14 protein-coding genes and 2 pseudogenes are annotated in these 18,313 nt (G+C 61.4%); 5 read left to right on the forward strand and 11 right to left on the reverse strand.

The window, feature by feature from the left end:
• Nucleotide 1: 1 nt before the first annotated feature.
• Nucleotides 2–934, reverse strand: coding sequence for a LysR family transcriptional regulator (locus tag QMA10_RS16130; protein ID WP_290169989.1), 933 nt, complete (start codon nt 932–934; stop codon nt 2–4).
• Between the two features lie 428 nt (nt 935–1,362).
• On the opposite strand from QMA10_RS16130, the gene nrdH reads away from it, so the two are divergent.
• The 4 genes from nrdH to nrdF all read left to right on the forward strand — a co-directional run bounded on the left by nrdH (nt 1,363) and on the right by nrdF (nt 5,363).
• Complete coding sequence (gene nrdH / locus QMA10_RS16135) at nt 1,363–1,608, forward strand: glutaredoxin-like protein NrdH (protein WP_290169990.1); 246 nt, start codon at nt 1,363–1,365, stop codon at nt 1,606–1,608.
• 75 nt (nt 1,609–1,683) lie between these two features.
• Nucleotides 1,684–2,193: a class Ib ribonucleoside-diphosphate reductase assembly flavoprotein NrdI gene (nrdI, locus tag QMA10_RS16140; RefSeq protein ID WP_290169993.1), complete on the forward strand. Its 510-nt coding sequence runs from the start codon at nt 1,684–1,686 to the stop codon at nt 2,191–2,193.
• On the forward strand, nt 2,190–4,328 hold the full coding sequence (gene nrdE, locus QMA10_RS16145; protein ID WP_290170015.1) for a class 1b ribonucleoside-diphosphate reductase subunit alpha: 2,139 nt from the start codon (nt 2,190–2,192) through the stop codon (nt 4,326–4,328). Before nrdI ends, nrdE begins: the two co-directional genes overlap by 4 nt.
• 60 nt (nt 4,329–4,388) lie before the next feature.
• Nucleotides 4,389–5,363 carry a class 1b ribonucleoside-diphosphate reductase subunit beta gene (gene nrdF, locus QMA10_RS16150; protein WP_290169994.1) on the forward strand — a complete coding sequence of 325 codons (975 nt, stop codon included), beginning with the start codon at nt 4,389–4,391 and terminating at the stop codon, nt 5,361–5,363.
• Nucleotides 5,364–5,438: 75 nt separating this feature from the next.
• Here nrdF and QMA10_RS16155 read toward each other — a convergent pair whose 3' ends face one another.
• From QMA10_RS16155 to QMA10_RS16195, 9 genes are all read right to left on the reverse strand, one after another.
• Nucleotides 5,439–6,398, reverse strand: coding sequence for a carbohydrate kinase (locus tag QMA10_RS16155; protein WP_290169996.1), 960 nt, complete (start codon nt 6,396–6,398; stop codon nt 5,439–5,441).
• Nucleotides 6,399–6,486: 88 nt separating this feature from the next.
• The gene (locus QMA10_RS16160) at nt 6,487–7,911 is read right to left on the reverse strand and encodes a glycoside hydrolase family 32 protein (protein WP_290169997.1); all 1,425 of its coding nucleotides are present in this window, start codon (nt 7,909–7,911) and stop codon (nt 6,487–6,489) included.
• 107 nt (nt 7,912–8,018) lie between these two features.
• Entirely contained in the window at nt 8,019–9,137 is a 1,119-nt protein-coding gene (locus tag QMA10_RS16165; protein WP_290169998.1) for an ABC transporter ATP-binding protein, read from the reverse strand.
• Nucleotides 9,134–10,087, reverse strand: coding sequence for an ABC transporter ATP-binding protein (locus QMA10_RS16170; RefSeq protein WP_290170000.1), 954 nt, complete (start codon nt 10,085–10,087; stop codon nt 9,134–9,136). Before QMA10_RS16170 ends, QMA10_RS16165 begins: the two co-directional genes overlap by 4 nt.
• On the reverse strand, nt 10,084–11,010 hold the full coding sequence (locus tag QMA10_RS16175; RefSeq protein ID WP_290170002.1) for an ABC transporter permease: 927 nt from the start codon (nt 11,008–11,010) through the stop codon (nt 10,084–10,086). Before QMA10_RS16175 ends, QMA10_RS16170 begins: the two co-directional genes overlap by 4 nt.
• A gap of 32 nt (nt 11,011–11,042) precedes the next feature.
• Nucleotides 11,043–12,020, reverse strand: coding sequence for an ABC transporter permease (locus QMA10_RS16180; RefSeq protein ID WP_290170003.1), 978 nt, complete (start codon nt 12,018–12,020; stop codon nt 11,043–11,045).
• 123 nt (nt 12,021–12,143) lie between these two features.
• Nucleotides 12,144–13,817 carry an ABC transporter substrate-binding protein gene (locus tag QMA10_RS16185; RefSeq protein WP_290170004.1) on the reverse strand — a complete coding sequence of 558 codons (1,674 nt, stop codon included), beginning with the start codon at nt 13,815–13,817 and terminating at the stop codon, nt 12,144–12,146.
• A 76-nt stretch (nt 13,818–13,893) separates the two neighbouring features.
• Nucleotides 13,894–14,964: a LacI family DNA-binding transcriptional regulator gene (locus QMA10_RS16190; protein WP_290170006.1), complete on the reverse strand. Its 1,071-nt coding sequence runs from the start codon at nt 14,962–14,964 to the stop codon at nt 13,894–13,896.
• Between the two features lie 114 nt (nt 14,965–15,078).
• Nucleotides 15,079–16,665, reverse strand: coding sequence for a glycoside hydrolase family 32 protein (locus QMA10_RS16195; protein ID WP_290170007.1), 1,587 nt, complete (start codon nt 16,663–16,665; stop codon nt 15,079–15,081).
• Between the two features lie 794 nt (nt 16,666–17,459).
• On the opposite strand from QMA10_RS16195, the pseudogene QMA10_RS16200 reads away from it, so the two are divergent.
• Nucleotides 17,460–17,918: pseudogene (locus QMA10_RS16200) on the forward strand (DUF664 domain-containing protein); the annotation flags it as partial.
• Between the two features lie 96 nt (nt 17,919–18,014).
• On the opposite strand, the pseudogene QMA10_RS16205 reads toward QMA10_RS16200, so the two are convergent.
• Nucleotides 18,015–18,313, reverse strand: a pseudogene (locus QMA10_RS16205) (molybdenum cofactor biosysynthesis protein); the annotation flags it as partial.

Below are 18,313 nucleotides of genomic sequence, written 5' to 3' on the forward strand. Positions count from 1 at the left end.
GTCAGGGTGCCGCGGATGTCCGGGGTGCAATGCTCTGCGTCCTCAGCACTTCCGCGAGCTGATGCAGGAACAGCCGGACCTGCGGATTCCCGCGTTCGTTGATGAGCAGCGCAAAGATGCTCCGGGCAAGACGGATCTCGGGCACGTCAAGAACCACTGCGTCGTCGTGCCGGTTGAGCATCGCCAGCTCCGGAACCAGGGCCGCTCCGAGGCCTGCCGCGGCCATTTCCAGGCTTGCGTTGAAGTCATCACAGTACGCAGCGACGCGGGGGTGCAGGTTGCAGCCGGCGAAGAGCCGTTCAATGACCAGTGCGTCAGGGGTCCCCGGGTGGTGCATGATCCAGGGCATGTCCGAGAGCTGTTCAGCGGAGACCTGTGATCCTTCCCGGATCCCCCAGGACCGGGGGAGAACCACCCGGAAGTTGTCGTCGCCGAGCCACTCGCGGCTGATCGTGGAGGGCCAGGCCAGCCCGCCCTGTCCCACCTGGTAGATGAGTGCGACGTCGAGCTCTCCGCCGGCACGCAGCCCCTGGATGGTCTGGCCCGGTTCCGCCACATGGATTTTGAGGTTGATGCCCAGATCCTGCCAGCCGGGGGAGCGAATCAGGCGGGGGAGGGCAAAGGTGGCCAGGCTGGGGAAAATGCCAAGGCGCAGTTCCTGGCTCGTCCCGGCCTCAACCCTGGCGGAGGCGGCCATCAGTGCGTCCATGTCGGTGAGCACCTTGGCGGCGTGGCGGGCCATGACGACGGCGGCTTCCGTGGGTACTGCCGTGCGGGCTGAGCGTTCAAACAGGTGGGTGCCGGTGGCGCGTTCCAGGGCGGACATCTGCTGGGACACGGCGGACGCCGTGTAACCCAGCCGGAGGGCGGCGGCGGCAAAGGAACCCGTCCGGATGACTTCCAGGAGGGTCTTGAGATGAATCGGGTTTACCACGGGTGCCGCCTTCCAAGGTGGGGTGCGGTTGAGGTGCTGATGCGTCCGCCGTCGACCACTTTATCCGTTGTGCGGAGCGCTGCCCCGGCATCCCCGCGGAGGCGGCGCCCGGGCCGCGGCGGGAGCCGCGGTTGCCGGCCAGGGGCGACACGCCGTGGTTCCGCGACACGCGCTCAATTTGTGGCCTTGGCTACCTTCCGCACCCTGTGCGCTCACTCTGCACAGCCTGTGGAGAACCTTCGGCCGGACTGCGGGAATCCGCGGAATTTTTGCGCCTGTCCTGTGCATTAGCTGTGGACGACAGGGGAGGGGAATGACATACTTGTAATACATCATCTTGGGGTTCCCCACAGAGCTGCGCACTAGATGTAGTGTCTGGATGTAGTATCAATGGACAGACTTCAAGGCTTCACAAGGGGAGACCAACCATGACCGTTACGGTTTACACCAAACCCTCCTGCGTTCAGTGCAACGCTACTTACCGGGCGCTGGACAAGAAGGGCATCACGTACCAGATCGTGGATATGTCCCAGGATGCCGAGGCTCTGGAACGGGTCCGCGCTCTGGGTTACATGCAGGCTCCCGTTGTTGTTACCGACCAGGACTCCTGGTCCGGTTTCCGTCCGGACAAGATCGCCGAACTGGATCAGTCCTCGGTGTCTTCGGTCGCCTAAGACGGCTTCCTCAGCACCAAACACGCAGCACCAGCACCACACACGCAGCACCCGCACCGTCAGGAGCGCAGGACCATGACACTGGGGATAGCAGACCGCACCGGGACCCTCCCGGAAGCGGGATCCGCAGCACATGAACAACCGGTGACCAGCGCACCCTTGATTTTCTTTTCATCGGCGTCCGGATACACCGGCCGATTCGCCGATAAGCTGGACACGCAGACGGGACGTATCCCGCTGCACACCTCCGAACCCACCCTGCTGGCCCAGCGGCCGTATGTCCTGCTGCTGCCCACTTACGGGGGCACCGCGGCATCGCCGGGGGCAGCAGCCCGCGGCGCCGTCCCGAAGCAGGTGATCAAATTCCTGAACAACGAGCACAACCGCTCCCTGATTCGGGGAGTGATCGGCGCCGGCAACACAAACTTCGGGGAATCCTATTGCCTCGCGGCGGATATCGTCGCCGCGAAATGCAGGGTCCCCGTTCTCTATAGATTTGAACTCATGGGCACGTCCGACGACGTCGCCAAAGTTAACGAAGGATTGGAAGAGTTTTGGACGCATCAGTCGCAGAAGCCGGCATGACGGACTCCAAGGAGCTCCCCGCGGCCTATAAGGACCTCGGCTATCACGAGCTCAACGCCATGCTGAACCTGTACGGCAAGAACGGCGAGATCCAGTTCGACGCCGACCGCGCTGCAGCGCGCCAGTACTTCCTCGAGCACGTCAACAACAACACCGTGTTCTTCCACGACCTGGAAGAGAAGCTGGAATACCTGGTCAAGAACGAGTACTACGAGAAGGAAACTCTCGACCAGTACTCCATGACCTTCATCAAGGACCTGTACCAGCGCGCCTACAAGAAGAAGTTCCGCTTCGAAACCTTCCTGGGTGCCTTCAAGTTCTACACCTCGTACACGCTGAAGACCTTTGACGGCAAGCGGTACCTGGAGCGCTACGAAGACCGTGTATGCATGGTTGCCCTGCACCTGGCCCGCGGCGACGAGAAGCTTGCAGAGCAGATGGTGGATGAAATCATCGGCGGCCGCTTCCAGCCTGCAACCCCCACGTTCCTGAACGCGGGCAAGGCCCAGCGCGGCGAGCTCGTCTCCTGCTTCCTGCTCCGCATCGAAGACAACATGGAGTCGATCGGCCGGTCCATCAACTCCGCCCTGCAGCTGTCCAAGCGCGGCGGCGGCGTGGCCTTCGCCCTGACGAACATCCGCGAGGTCGGTGCACCGATCAAGCAGATCGAGAACCAGTCCTCCGGCGTCATCCCCGTGATGAAGCTCCTCGAAGACTCCTTCTCCTACGCCAACCAGCTCGGTGCCCGCCAGGGTGCCGGTGCGGTGTACCTGCACGCCCACCACCCGGACATCAACCGGTTCCTGGACACCAAGCGCGAGAACGCCGACGAGAAGATCCGCATCAAGACCCTCTCCCTCGGCGTCGTCGTTCCCGATATCACCTTTGAGCTGGCCAAGCGCGACGAGGATATGTACCTGTTCTCGCCGTACGACGTCGAAAAGGTCTATGGCGTCCCGTTCTCCGACATCTCGGTCACCGAGAAGTACTACGAGATGGTTGACGACGCACGGATCAAGAAGACCAAGATCAAGGCCCGCGAGTTCTTCCAGACCCTCGCCGAGATCCAGTTCGAGTCCGGCTACCCGTACATCATGTTCGAAGACACGGTGAACCGGGAAAACCCGATCGACGGCAAGATCATCATGTCCAACCTGTGCTCCGAAATCCTCCAGGTTTCCGAGCCCACCACGTACAACGATGACCTGTCCTACGCCGAGACGGGCAAGGACATCTCCTGCAACCTCGGCTCGCTGAACATCGCCAAGACGATGGACTCCCCGGACTTCGGCCGGACCATCGAGACGTCCATCCGTGCTCTGACCGCTGTGTCGGACATGAGCCACATCGGCTCCGTTCCGTCCATCGCCAAGGGCAACGACGCCTCGCACGCCATCGGCCTGGGCCAGATGAACCTGCACGGCTACCTGGCGCGGGAGCGGGTGTACTACGGCTCCGAAGAAGGCATCGACTTCACGAACATCTACTTCTACTCCGTGGTCTACCACGCGGTGCGGGCCTCCAACCTGCTTTCGATTGAGACCGGCCGCAAGTTCGCCGGCTTCGAGCGCTCCAAGTACGCCACCGGCGAGTTCTTCGACAAGTACGTGAACCAGGAATGGGTCCCGAAGACAGAGCGCGTCCGCGAGCTGTTCGAAGGCATCCACATTCCCACCCAGGAGGACTGGGCTGCGCTGCGGGCTTCGGTCATGGAGCACGGCATTTACAACCAGAACCTGCAGGCTGTCCCGCCCACGGGTTCCATCTCCTACATCAACAACTCGACCTCTTCCATCCACCCGGTGGCCGCGAAGATCGAGATCCGCAAGGAAGGCAAGCTGGGCCGCGTTTACTACCCGGCTCCGTACCTGACTAACGACAACCTGGAGTACTACCAGGATGCGTACGAAATTGGCTACGAGAAGATCATCGACACCTACGCCGCTGCCACGCAGCACGTGGACCAGGGCCTGTCCCTGACGCTGTTCTTCAAGGACACCGCTACCACGCGTGACATCAACAAGGCCCAGATCTACGCATGGCGCAAGGGCATCAAGACCATCTACTACATCCGCCTGCGCCAGCTCGCGCTTGAGGGCACTGAGGTGGAAGGTTGCGTCAGCTGTATGTTGTGACGTTTCACTAACGTCATATCTGCATAACCTGCCGCACCCTTTCAAGACAAGGAATCATTCATGACCGAGAAGCTGAAGCTGATCGACAGCGTCCAGGCGATCAACTGGAACCGCATCCAGGACGAGAAGGACGTGGAAGTCTGGAACCGTCTGGTCAACAACTTCTGGCTGCCCGAGAAGGTGCCGCTGTCCAACGACGTCCAGTCGTGGAACACGCTCACCCCCGAAGAGCAGCAGCTGACCATGCGCGTGTTCACCGGCCTGACGCTGCTGGACACCATGCAGGCCACCGTTGGCGCCGTCTCACTGATCCCCGATGCGCTCACCCCGCATGAGGAAGCGGTCTACACGAACATTGCGTTCATGGAGTCCGTGCATGCCAAGAGCTACTCCTCGATCTTCTCCACGCTGGCCTCCACCAAGGAGATTGACGAGGCGTTCCGCTGGTCCACCGAGAACGAGAACCTGCAGAAGAAAGCCCACATTGTCACGGACTACTACCGCGGCGACGACCCCCTGAAACGGAAGGTTGCCTCCACGCTGCTGGAGTCCTTCCTGTTCTACTCCGGCTTCTACCTGCCGATGTACTGGTCCTCGCGGGCCAAGCTGACAAACACGGCTGACCTGATCCGCCTGATCATCCGTGACGAGGCCGTGCACGGCTACTACATCGGCTACAAGTTCCAGAAGGGTCTGGAAGGCGAGTCCGAGGCACGCAAGGCTGAGATCAAGGACTACACGTACGAACTGCTCTTTGAGCTGTACGAAAACGAAGTCCAGTACACGCATGATCTGTACGACGGCGTTGGCCTGGCCGAGGACGTCAAGAAGTTCCTGCACTACAACGCCAACAAGGCGCTGATGAACCTGGGCTACGAAGCCATGTTTCCGTCCACCGTGACGGACGTGAACCCGGCCATCCTGTCCGCACTCTCCCCGAATGCGGACGAGAACCACGACTTCTTCTCCGGCTCCGGTTCTTCCTATGTGATCGGCAAGGCCGTGAACACGGAAGACGACGACTGGGACTTCTAGTTCCTGCAGTACCCCTGAGTCCGCCCGCTTGAGAGACGTTGCCGTTAGACGATCTCTCAAGCGGGCGGACTCTATTTATTTAATTGTGTGGTAGCTGGACGTGGGTGTTTCGAGTGCAGAATTCAATTCGTCCAGAGTCGGCGGGTTTGCTCCGGCTCGCTGAACAGTAATGGCCGCTGCTGCGGCGGCCGTGTGTCCGAGTGCCTCCATGACGGCGGGCGGGAATCCTTCGGTGCTGCGGGTGAGGAGGCACAGGATCAGTGCGGCCATGTAGGAGTCCCCGGCGCCAATGGTGTCGACAACCGTGGCCTTCGCTGCAGGGCTCATGATGGTTGCGGCGGGGGACGTGAATAGTGCGCCTTCGGCTCCCTTGGTTATTACAGTCAGTCCGGTGCCCAGCCGGAGGATATGCTCCCCGGTTTCTTCCAACGTTTTCCCGGGATAGAGCCAGTGGGCGTCCTCGTCGCTGAGTTTAACGACGTTGGTGAGGGCCACGAGTTCTTCGAAGATCGCTTTCGCTTCGGCCTGGCTGCCAAGCAGGGATGGCCTGATGTTTGGGTCGTAGGTGATGACACACTGCTTGTGGGCTTGTTCGAGCAGCGCTTTCACGGTGCCGGCTCCGGGGTTCAGGAAGGTGGCGATTGAACCTGTATGGAGGATTCTGGGGCATTGGGCCGGCATTGCCGCCGGCAGGTCCCAGTGGATGTCGAAGTCGTATGTGGCGGATCCGTCGGATCCTCGGGTGGCTGTGGCTGATGCCGTCCGGGTGAGGGATTTTGAGCCGGGCAGGAGAGCTACTCCTGCCTTGCGGAGGTTGTCCTCTATCAATGTTCCCCTTGCATCTGGTGCGATGGCTGTGAGCAGGCCTGTGGCGACCCCCAGGTGCCCGAGGCCGCAGGCGACGTTTGCAGGGGATCCGCCTGGATGCTCTTCCTGGCTGTTCGGGGTGGTCACGACGTCGATCAGCGCTTCTCCGATAACGACGACATCCAGAGGCCGTTGGGCGTCATGCCCTGCTGTTGTGAGGTTTTCCATGTTTGTCTCTCGGGCAGGTGATAGTGGGGGAGCGGGCAGTCCTTTTGGCGGCCCAGGGCCGGAGCAGAATAACCGGCCGGGAATGGGGTTAGGGCACCGCTTCGAATTCGTTAATCGTGAGGGCGCGGAAAATGGCAGTTCCCTTGTCTGCATAGAGACGAATGCCAGTGTCCCCTTCAAGGGGGAACACCCGGTGTGAATGCACCACCCGTCCGTCTCCTATGAACATTTCGACGCTTGTGCGGTCCACAAGGATACGAAGTGAGAGGCGCCCTGTTGAGGGGTCGATGGGCGTCTGGCTTTCACCACCGGATGGGTTGATGGTGGAATTTCGATTGAGGTACGCAAAGGATCCGTGGAGGAGTACGCCGGCGGCGACGTGCCGGCCCCCGCCGGCTGCACGACAGATTTCGAGACCGACGTTGCTTGGTGCGGTGGCTGCATCCCATACCAGCTCACAGGTCAGATCGTAGGCCAGCGAGCTGACCTCGAGGTCATGGGTACCCGTTACAGCGACGTCGCCAAGGCGATGGCTGTGCTTGACGTAGCGGTCCAGGCCGGCCGTGGGCACTGAAACGAGGTAGTAGCTTCCGTTTCCCTTCTTGAGGCGGATATCGCGCACGATCATGTCATCACCGTTGTACTCATCGGTGGCCAGGGTCGGAGTGTTGTGGGGATAGTCCCAGAAGTTCGCCCATCCAAGTGCCCGGCGCAGAGTGGCATCCTCTGCACCGGAGGAATCGTGATGGGGGTAGGTTACTGCTCCGTAGAAGTCATACCCGTAGTCCAGCCATTCCGGTTCTGCCTGGTCCGGAGCAAAGGTGGCGCCGTTGAAGTCTCCGGTCCAATACGCATAGGTTGCCGGCAGGCCGCGGCCCTTCCCATTGGCACTGGTACCAAGAACCCAGTGCGAAGTACCGTCGTCGGCGGTTATGCGGAAAAGATCAGGACACTCCAGCAGCCCTAGATCCGTACGAACGAATTCACCGACCCGCTGCCACGACCGCAGGTTGGAGGAGGTGTAGAAGCCAAGCTTCTGCCCTTCGGCGTTGATCATGAACCACCGCCCCCGGTCGGTGTCCCAAATGACCTTCGGGTCGCGGAAGTCCTGCACATCCGGGTTCGGCAGGACCGGGGCTGTGCCGCCGGGCTGGAAGGTGAGCCCACCGTCCGTGGAGTACCAGAGATACTGGCCCTGGCGGCCCTGTGGTGCCTGTGTCACGAGGGCTATAACAGCATTCTCACCGTATCCGGAGGTGTTTTGTTGGTCGATGACAAGGCATCCTGACCAACAGTCGCCATTGTCATTGGTGAACTTTGGGATGGCGACGCCGCGATCGCGGAAGGAGACGTGGTCGGTGGTGGTCGCATGACGCCACGCCGTACCTGAGCCGCCCTGCAGATAATCACCGTTGTACAGGTAGTAGTAGTGGTATTCACCGTCGATGTAGATGGGCCGTTGAGGGTCATTCTTCCAATTGTCAGGGACGCTGAAGTGATAGGTCGGGCGCATACGGGGCGGCCCTTTGACTGGCGGGCCAGCCGGCGCCGTGTCGGGAGTCTTTGGGGGCGCTGCTGCCGCAGGCTCAGAGGATGCAGGCGAAAGCGCAAGCGGCCCTATCATCGTTTGCTCCTTGGCGTGATAGCTCGCCCGCTTGCGGGTTGCGCCTCCGGCGGGGGTTCTGTGGCCAGGGCATGGCCACCGGCGCCCTCGAGCGGACGGTAGAGGTGGCAGCGAACCCAGTGGCGGTTGCGAGGATCTCCCACTTGGTGCCGAACCGGTTCTTCGGATGAGCAGGGCTGGTTGGGGTCGTTCTCGAAAGCGCAGGTGGTGGAAGCCATGACGGCATGCCTGAGCTTGGCACGGTGAACGGGGTCATAGGATCCCGCCCGGGCCGGGTCCGGAACGGCTGAGACCAGCAATTGCGTGTAGGGATGGGCTGGATTAGCCAGCAGGTCCAGCGATTCGCCTTCTTCAACAATTTCGCCGGCGAACATGACGGCTGTCCGGTCTGCGAGGTACCGGGCGGAGGCGAGGTCGTGGGTGATGTACAGCATGGAGATGCCCTGCTCATCACGCAGTTTCCGCATCAGGTTCAGCACGCCGATGCGCACTGATACATCCAGCATGGACGTTGGCTCATCCGCGAGGATGACCTCTGGCTCGACGGCGAGGGCACGTGCAATCGCGACGCGTTGACGCTGCCCGCCCGAGAGCTCGTGCGGGTAGGAGTTAAGCATGTCCGCCTGAAGCCCGACGGTTGTCATGAGTTCTTCGAGGCGGCGCGTGATCTGCTCTTCGGCAGTGCCTTGACCGGTCCCGGCTTTGCCATGAATTGTGAGGGAACGTCGCAGGAAGTGCTCAACCCGGTGTGTGGGGTTAAGGGAGCCAAAAGGGTCCTGGAAAACCATCTGAAGCTGTGATCGAAACTCGCGTGAAGCTTGGAAACGATCGCGTTTGAGGACGTCAATGCCGTCAATCAGGATGGCACCTTCGCTGGGTTTCTCGAGCCGGGCGACGCAGCGGGCCAAGGTGCTCTTGCCGGAACCGGATTCCCCAACCAGCGCCACGATCTCTCCACGGCCGATGGTCAAATCAACGTGGTGCAGCGCCCGGACTGCCTGACGGGAGAACAGTCCCCCGATCGGGAATGACTTGCCCAGTCCCCGCACCTCCAGGGCCGGAGTATGGGCTGAAACCACATCTGGCCGTGTCCCGGAGTGGGCGGTATGGCTCATTGTGCTGCTCCTTCAAAGACTGCGGCTTCGGCGTCGGTATCGAACGGAGCCACGAAATGGCCCGGCGCAACTTCAGTGAGGTCAGGGATGTTCTGAAACTTCACGCCTTCAGGGAGTCCCCTCAACGGGATCCGCGGGCCGGTAAGCGGAGGGAACGCTCCCATGAGGGCCTGGGTGTAGGGATGGCGGGGCATGGTGTAGATGTCCTGGGCTTTTGCGGTCTCCACGATCCGTCCGCCGTACATGACGGCCATGCGGTGGGAGAGCTCCACCATGAGGGACATGTCGTGGGTGATGAACAGGACCGAAAAGCCCAGTTCGCGCTGGAGGTCCTTGATCTGGGCCATAATTTCCTGCTGCACCACCACGTCCAAAGCAGTGGTGGGCTCATCCAAAATCAGCAGTGACGGCTTCAGGGCTACTGCCATGGCAATAACAGCGCGTTGACGCATCCCGCCGGAGAGCTGATGCGGATAAGATTTCAGCCGGGCAGGATCAATTCTCACGAGCTCCAGCAGCTGCGCTGCGCGCCGAAGGGATTCTCTGCGTGAGTAGCCGGCGTGGGTAGTGAAGATGTCCATGATTTGCTCGCCGATGGTCAGCACCGGGTTCAGCGAGTTCATAGCCGACTGGAACACCATGGCCACGTCCTGCCAACGGAAGCGCCGCAGCTCCTCCGGACTCATGGCCAGCACGTCCATGCCGCCGAAGGAGATGCTGCCGGATGCAATCGTTGCCGGGTCCTTGAGCAGCCGCATGATCGAGTTGGCGATGGTGGACTTTCCACACCCGGATTCACCGGCCAGTCCAAAGACTTCGCCGGCACCGATGCTGAAGGAAACGTTGTCCACAGCCGTGGTGGAGCGGGTGTCGCCGATGTACCTGACGGTGAGGTTCTTGACGTCGAGGACCGCTTCGTGCGAGCCGATGGAAGTCTGGGAAACTGTCACTTTACGGCGCTCCTTTCGGTGGCGGCGGGTTTGCGGATTTTTCGCAGCCGCGGGTTGGTTACTTCGTCGACGGCGTAGTTGATGAGTGCAAGGGCGAAGGCGACCAAGGCGATGCAGAGGCCTGAGGGAATGAAGACCCACCAGCTTCCGGTGAGCAGGGCACCTTCGTTTCCGGCCCAGAAGAGGTTGTTCCCCCACGAGACGGTGCTGACATCGCCCAGCCCAAGGAACTCGAGCCCCGCTTGGGCACCCACACCGTAGATGACGCAGGCAAGCAGTGTTCCCATCACAATCGATGCCATGTTCGGCAGGATTTCGCGGAACATGATGCGCCCGGAACGCTCCCCGGACACAACGGCGGCAGCGACGAAGTCCTTGGAGCGAATAGACAGGGCCTGGGACCGGAGCACGCGAGCTGACCCGGCCCATCCGGTGACGGTGAGCACCAAAATGATGGTGCCCAGCCCCGGGGGCAGGAAGGCGGCCAGGATGACGAGCAGGGGCAGACCGGGAAGGAGGAGGAAAACGTTGGTCAGCAGCGACAGTGCTTCGTCAATGAATTTGCCGAAATACGCCGATGCCAGGCCAACGAGGATCCCGATGAAGGTGGACGCGAACCCGACGGAAAGGCCAACAAGCAGGGAGCTTCGGGCACCGTGGACGGTGAGGGCCAGCACATCCTGGCCTTTGGCGGTGGTTCCGAGCCAGTGCTCGCTGTCCGGTTCCAGCGAAGCCATCCCGGTGATCCGTGAAGGGTCATCCGGAAACAGCAGCGGCGCGGCCAGCGCCATAACGATGAAGACGAGCATGATGGCCATGCCTGCCATGGCCTTCTTGTTGTTGATGAGTCCGTGGAGGAAGCCGCGGTTGGCTTTGCGGGCGGCTTTTGCTTCGGTTGGCTGCTGGAGAATAACGCTGGTCATGGTCGGTCCCTTGTTTGCTGGGTACGCAATGCTCAGTTGCTGCGCACGCGGGGGTCGAGGCGGACATAGAGGATGTCCACGAGGAAGTTCGCCAGCAGCACGGCGGCGGTGATGGTGAGGAACAGTCCCTGCATGAGCGGGTAGTCAAGGCCCTGGACGGCGTTGAGGAGCTGGTAACCGACGCCTGGATAAGCGAATACGGCCTCGGTGAGCAGGGCGCCGCCCACGACGAAACCCAGGCCCATGCCAAAGCTGGTCACCGAGGGCAGCATCGCATTTCGGGCTGCGTAGCGGAGCATGATTCGTCCGGGACGCAGGCCCTTGGCTTCGGCCATGGTGATGTAGTCCTCGGAATTCGTGGCAATCATGGTATTTCTCATGCCCAGCATCCAGCCGCCGATGGAGACGAGCACGATGGTGAGCGCCGGGAGTACGAGGTGGGCGGCGGCGTCGCTGATGAACTCCCAAGTGAAACCGGGCACTAGGCCGTCTGTGAATGCGTGGCGGATGGGGAACCAGCCCAGCACGACGCCGAACAGGTACAGGGCACCCATTGCGAGCCAGAAGTACGGGAATGATCCGATAAAGACCAGAACAGGAGGCAGCGCCGAGTCAAGGAAGCTGCCCCGGCGCCATGCTGCAAGGATGCCCAGCAGGTTGCCGAGGACGGCGGCTATGACGAGAGCCGTCCCGCCAAGCAGAAGGGTCCAGCCGATCTGGGAGGAGATGACCTCGGTGACGGGGGTGGGGAAACGGGAAATGGATACCCCCATCTGCCCGGTGAAGATGTTCTGGATGTAGCCGCCGTACTGCTCCCAGATGGGCCGGTCGTCCACGCCGAGCAGCTTGCGCAGAGCCTCAATCTGTTCGGGCTGCATTCTGTCTTGGGAACGGGCAAACATGCGTGAAACGGGGTCTCCGGGCATGAATCGCGGGAGCAGGAAATTTAGGGTGATGGATGCCCAGAAGGCGATCAGGTAGAAACCCAGTCGGCGCAGGATGAAGCGCACGGTTTCCCTCCAATTCGGGAGTGGTCAAAAATGTGGGACGCCCGACGGCCGAGCTGGTGAAGCGGCCCGGCCGTGGGGCGTGGGTGGCATGCCGGAGGTGAGGCCTCATGCCCTGCGGGGGTACTACTGGCGCGGTTCCAGGCTGGTCAGCACGAGAACCGTGGTGGGTGCGCGGACCGAGAGGGTGGCGTAGGGGTTATCCTCGGTCGGCCAGCCGGTGAAGCGGGTGTCGTTGTACGCTCCCCATTCCGGCCCTGAGAACAGCGGCACCAGTGGTGCGGCGTCGTTGTATTCTTCCTGCAGCTTGTTGGCAATTTCCTTCTGCACGGACTCGTCCGCTGCGGCAGCGAGCTCCGCCAACAGGGCATCGGCTTCGGGATCATCAAAACGGTGGTAGTTTTCGAAGGTTTTGGTGCCCACCGGCTTTACCGTTGTGCTGCCCATGGCGGTGCTGAAGCTCTTGTATGGGCTCGGATCGTTGGCGCTCCAGACAATGCCGGAGTCAAAGTCGCCCATTTCGTACCCCGCCACCACAGTCGCCCAGTCCGGGGAATCCACCTTCACCGTCACACCGACGTCCGCCAGGTTTTGGGAGATCACGTTGGCGACGGAGAGCCAGTCGGAAGAGGTGGCACCCACGGAGATCTTGAATTCGAACGGCTTACCGTCCTTGAGCGTGCGCTTACCGTCTGCCCCCATGGGGTAGCCGGCATCGTCCAACAAATCGTTGGCTTTCTGGACGTCGTGCTTGGTCCACGTGCAGTTGTCCTGGACCTGGGCGTTCTTCCAGGTCTCATAGTTTCCGGACAGGCCGGTGCAGTCAGCCGGCTCGGCATAGCCGCCCATGCCGATTGTGGTGACCTGTTCCCGGTCCACAGCCATGCTCAGCGCCTTGCGGACATCAACGTCGTCGAAGGGCGCCTTGGTGGTGTTGAGCTGCCAGTTGATCATGGATCCCGTCGGGGGGAACCAGTAGTGGCGATGGTCCTCGTCCTTTGAAATGAACGTTTTCTCGATGTTCGGTATGTACTGAGGAGCCCAGTCCACGTCGCCGCTGGCGGCAGCGAGGTTCGCACCATCATTTCCGGCAAATGCGAGCATCTTGATGCCGGCGATCTTCTGCTTTTCCGGCTGCCAGTAGTTGGGGTTCTTCTTCAACACGAAGGACTGTGCCTGGAAGTTGTCCACCTCTGTGTACGGTCCGGTTCCCACCGGTTTGGCGTTGGTGGCCTTATCTGGTTCGGCCAGCGCGGACCAGACGTGCTTGGGCAGGATGCTGAGCTGACCGACTTCATACAGGGCGGGGGACCAGGGCTTGTTGAAGTTGAAGGTGACCACGTTGCCCTCTGTGCTCACGCCGTCGACGTATTCATAGCCGCCCATCAGCTTCTTTTGTAGCTCGAAGGTGTAAGCGACGTCGTCGGCAACGAGGGGCTGGCCATCGGACCACTTCACGCCCTCACGCAGGGTGAAGGAGATGGACTTTCCGTCGTCGGCTGTCTTCCAATCGGTGGCCAGCCACGGCACGGTGTTTCCCTGGGCCGGGTTAAAAATCAGGAGAGACTCGTAAATGGACTGTTGGACCATGGGGTTGACCGTCGGAGCGAATGGACTGAAGTTCTGCACAAACGTGCCCATGTCCTCACGAGGGATCGTGAGGAAGGCACTGGCGTTGGCAGCGGCGTCAGTGCCCTCCGACGCAGTGCCTGTGGCGGAGCAGCCGGTCAGCAGCATCGCGCCTAACGCCAGCCCGGCGGCGGCGGTGCGGGCTGACCTGAAGAATTTCGGTTGTGTCATGATGGGTTGTCTCTGTCCTGTTTCATCAGCAAGGTGAACGGTGGGCGGGGTTTGCTCTTCGACGTTGATTTCGCGGTCAGACCGAAGAGCGTTCTATCAGCGGACAGTCGACCAACTGCTGGTTGGCAGCGATCGGCTGTCCTGCTGTTAAGGCGGCGAGCGTCTGGACTCCCAGAGCGCCCATTTTTTCGAACGGCAAAGCAACTGTGGTCAGTTTGGGCCTGAGGTACGCGGCAATGAGTTCCTGGTTATCGAAGCCGATGACGGCGATGTCCCCGGGGATGGTTAGGCCGCGTTCCTTGATGGCGTCATAGGCGCCCATGGCCATGCGGTCATTGAGACAGAAAAGAGCGGTGGGCCTGTCCTCGACGGGGTACCGATCAAGGATTTGGCAGGCAGCGTCGTAGCCGCCGTCGGCTGTCGCATAACCTGCCACCACCAGCTCCGGATCAAGTTCCAGGTCCGCGCTGTTCAGAGCCTCCCGGACTCCCTGCAAACGCCCAACAGCTGCCGGGATGCACGGGTCCAGATTAACTACGCCAATCTTGGTGTGGCCTGCCCTGAGGAGGTGTTCGACGGCGACTCGCCCACCGGCCCGTTCGTCAGGGACGATTGAGGGTAGCTGCCCGTCCAGGTCGAAACAGTTGATGAGCACTGTGGGCACTTCACGGGCGCTGGAAGGAACATGGGCCCCCCGGTGGTGGGTTGCGGCGTACAGCAAGCCTTCCACTCGCTGTTCCAGCAGCTTTTCAACTGCAGCATCCTCCATTCCCTTGTTGGGCCCGGCGGCAACCCCCTGATCAGAGGGGGCGATGAGGAGGAAGCGGCGGTCAAGCCACGCCTGGTCCTGGGCACCCTTGATGACCTCCGCTGCGAAGGGCGCGGTGACAATTTCGGTGACAATCCCGTACCAGTCGCTGCGCTGGGATGCCAACGCCCTCGCCCCGGCATTGGGACGGTAGCCCAGCGCCTGAACCGCGTCGGCTATGCGGTTCCGAGTCTCTTCCGAGATGCTGGCGTCTTCACGGTTGTTCAGTACAAATGAAACAGCCGTGCGGGACACGCCGGCATGCTTGGCAACATCATTCATGGTGACACCACGCCGCCGGGTCGTGGCGGCGTGGTTGGATGGCGCTGTTTTCGCCATTGAATGCTCCAGTGGTCGTCGTTGAGCTGGGGTCCGGTGGTAGTGAAATGTCTTCGTTCAATGACAGGTAACTCGCGTTACCTGCAAGCTGTGATCCAAGTTACTCGCGTTACTTTAGGGTGTCAACACATTTTTTTCTGAGATGGGAATGGGCGTAGGAGCCGCGCCCAGGTGCGGTAAGAACTCCTGTGCGTCAGGCTTCTCCTGTTCAAGGACGGTGAGTTGGAATGTGGCTCCAACTGTGTCGCCGACGGAGTACAGGGTGAGGGACGTGTGCGCGGGATCCGGGAAGATCAGTTCGGTCACGGTAGCGAGCCCATTGTTCGCGAAAACTTCCACCGAGCAATGGTCAACGAAAACCTGCAGGGTATAGCTGCCGTCGCGGCCAGCAGTAATGGGGGCACGGCTGATGGAGGGAAAAGCATCATGGAAGGCTGTGTCGCCGGACTGGGTGCGGTCCACGAGGAGTTCTCCATTGCCGGGCCTGATCCCAATCCGCGTCCCAACCGTGCTGTCGGCTGATCCCCGCACCACAAGGCCGAACTCCTCGGCGCTGCCGGGTGTGAAAGTAACGTCGAGGAGTTGCACTGCAGCGCCGCCCTCAATCGCTGCCGAGCCGTCTACAAGCATCTGCTGCAGGGGACCGGGTGTTGAAGTTGCTCTTACTTCGGGCACCGGTAACTGCACGAGGCGGGGTTGACCGTTCACTGAAACGAGGGATACCTCCCTGACCAGGCTCATGGGGCTGCGCCAGGGAGAGGTGGGGATGTGGTTGGCATACTGCCAGTTGTTCATCCAGCCGATCATCAGCCGCCGGCCGTCGGGAACGTTGCTGAATGAGACCGCGGCGTAATAATCCCGGCCCCAGTCGAGCCACTGGTAGTCGTTGAGTCGCTCTGGATCCTGCATCCCTTCGGTGAGGCTGGTCTCGGAGCTGAACGTGACGCCATCGAAGTGTCCCACAAAGAACTGGCCTGCCGAACCGCCGTTTGGCCCTCCGGGATTCATATTCACGGTCAGGACCCATTTCATGGCATCGGCGGCACCGTTCAGCGGCAGCTCGAAGAGGTCCGGACATTCCCAGATTCCACCGGTGCCGTTGGCGGGACCGAACGTGCTGAGGTATTCCCAGTTCTTGAGGTCTGTGGAGCGGTAAAGCAGCACGGCGAAGTCGTGTGCTTCCACGGCCACCATCACCCAGTAGCTGTCAGCCGGTCCGCTGTAGCGGAAGACTTTGGGGTCCCGGAATTCCGGTGAGTTTCTGCTCAGGACCGGGTTGCCGGCGTACTTGGTCCAGGTGGAACCGCCGTCGATACTCCATGCAAGGGACTGGGCCTGAGTGCCCTGATGGGCGGAGCCCGGTTTGTATGCGCTCGTGTAGATGGCCACCAAGGGAGCTTTCCCCTCTGTACCAAACCCGCTGGTGTTCTCAGTGTCCACCACGATGCTGCCCGAGTAGATCTCTTCGATCTCATCGCAGAGGATCGCTACCGGCTGTTCCTGCCAGTTGACCAGATCGGTTGAGATGGCATGGCCCCAGGACATGTTGCTGTGGACATTTCCCACGGGATTGTTCTGGTAATACAGGTGATAGACGCCCTCATGGAATAGCAATCCGTTGGGATCGTTAAGCCACGTATCGCTGGCGGTGTAGTGCATCGCCGGGCGATAGGTCTCAAGGGTGGAAGTGACGCTGTTCATGGTTCTCGTTTCATGGCCGTGCGCGGGTCCGCGGACTCGTGGAGGGGGCGTGCTTTAGAAGCAACCCGGCTTCGGGCCGGTTGCTCCGGTGCGGGCGGTGGAGGAGTCCGTTGGTCGGGACCTCACCCGCAGTGGGCGCCGGCCGAACGCGTGGAGCTGACCTGAAAAATCTTGGTGTGTCATGATGGATTTATCTCTGTCCTTTTTCATCAGCAAGGTGAAGGGCGGGCGGGGTTTGCTCTTCGACGTTGATTTCGCGGTCAGACCGAGGAGCGTCTATCAGCGGACAGCCGACCACCTGCCGGTTGGCGGTGATCGGCTGTCCTGCTGTTGGTTCTTGAGACACTGAAGCCAATCACGGCAATGTCCCGGGGTGGTCAGCCGGCGTTCCACGGCGGCTGAGAAGGCATCCCAATGGTCCCTGCAGGGAGGCCGTTTCCGCCATTGAATACCCCAGTGATCTTCGTTGAACTGGTGACGCCAGCGCAGAGGGATCTGCGTTTCAGCCATTTAGTAACTCGCGTTACCATGGCGTGTGACCCAAGTTACCCGTGCTGCCTGCTCAGTGTCAAAGAACGCCACGGGGGCCGCCCGGTCCTTCACCGCACACTTCGTGGTGATTGCCGGGGAGCGTTTTTCCTGTTCAGATCACTCTTCTGGTCCGGCCAGCAGGCTCAAATTCCAGCCCCATGGCCGCAGCCCGGAAGTCCCCTAGGTCCGGTTCCTCATGAGCCGGGCCTTTTTGCGTTGGCACTTATGGACAGGGTCTTTTGCCGGGACTACTCTCTGGCGGCATGACCGAAAATGAGCCCGCCCGCCGCATCGAGCCGCCGCTGGCCGGAACCGAAGCGGAAACCCTGGCAGGCTCCCTGGACCGGCAGCGGGCAACTTTCGCGTGGAAAACAGCGGGCCTGGATGCCGAAACGCTGGCCGTGACACTCGGCTCCTCCTCCATAACCCTGGGCGGGTTGCTCAAGCATTTGGCTGGGGTGGAGGACATCTACTTCTCCTGGCGGCTGCGGGGCCGGGACTCCGGCGCTCCGTGGAACACGGTGGATTGGGACAACGATGGAGACTGGGACCGGCGCAGCGCTGCCGACGACAGTCCCGAGGATCTCTACCGGCTGTGGAACGATGCCGCAGCGCGTTCAAGGATCAGTCTTGCCGAAGCCCTGGATGACGGCGGCCTGGACCAGTTGCTGCCGGAGGCCGGCGGCGGGGTGGGAAGCCTCCGCCGTATGCTGATTGACGTGATCGAGGAGTATGCCCGCCATGTGGGGCACGCCGATTTGATTCGCGAATCCATCGACGGGCTGGTGGGGGAGGATCCGCCGGCCCAAGCACGAAACTCAGGGCAGCCGGCCCGGGCGGAGCATGGACGGTACGTGCGCCCGGGCAGGATCCAGCGGTATGGGACTGATGAGCCGCGCCGGACCCCGCTGGAGGATTCCGCTGCTCAGCGGCCGGCAGCGCAAACCGCCCCGTCCCCTCATCGCCTTGTGTGCGCCGGGAGCCAGGACCGTATCCATCCAGGCGCAGGGATGCGCATGCCGGCCTCCGTGGAAGTCAACGCTGCCGGCGGCGGTGGCGAGCGTGAAGTCCTGTCCGATAAGAGGCGCGAGTTCGGCACCGCGAAGCACCACATTCC

It is taken from the genome of Arthrobacter sp. APC 3897 (assembly GCF_030407495.1).
In the GTDB taxonomy this organism is placed as follows: domain Bacteria; phylum Actinomycetota; class Actinomycetes; order Actinomycetales; family Micrococcaceae; genus Arthrobacter_B.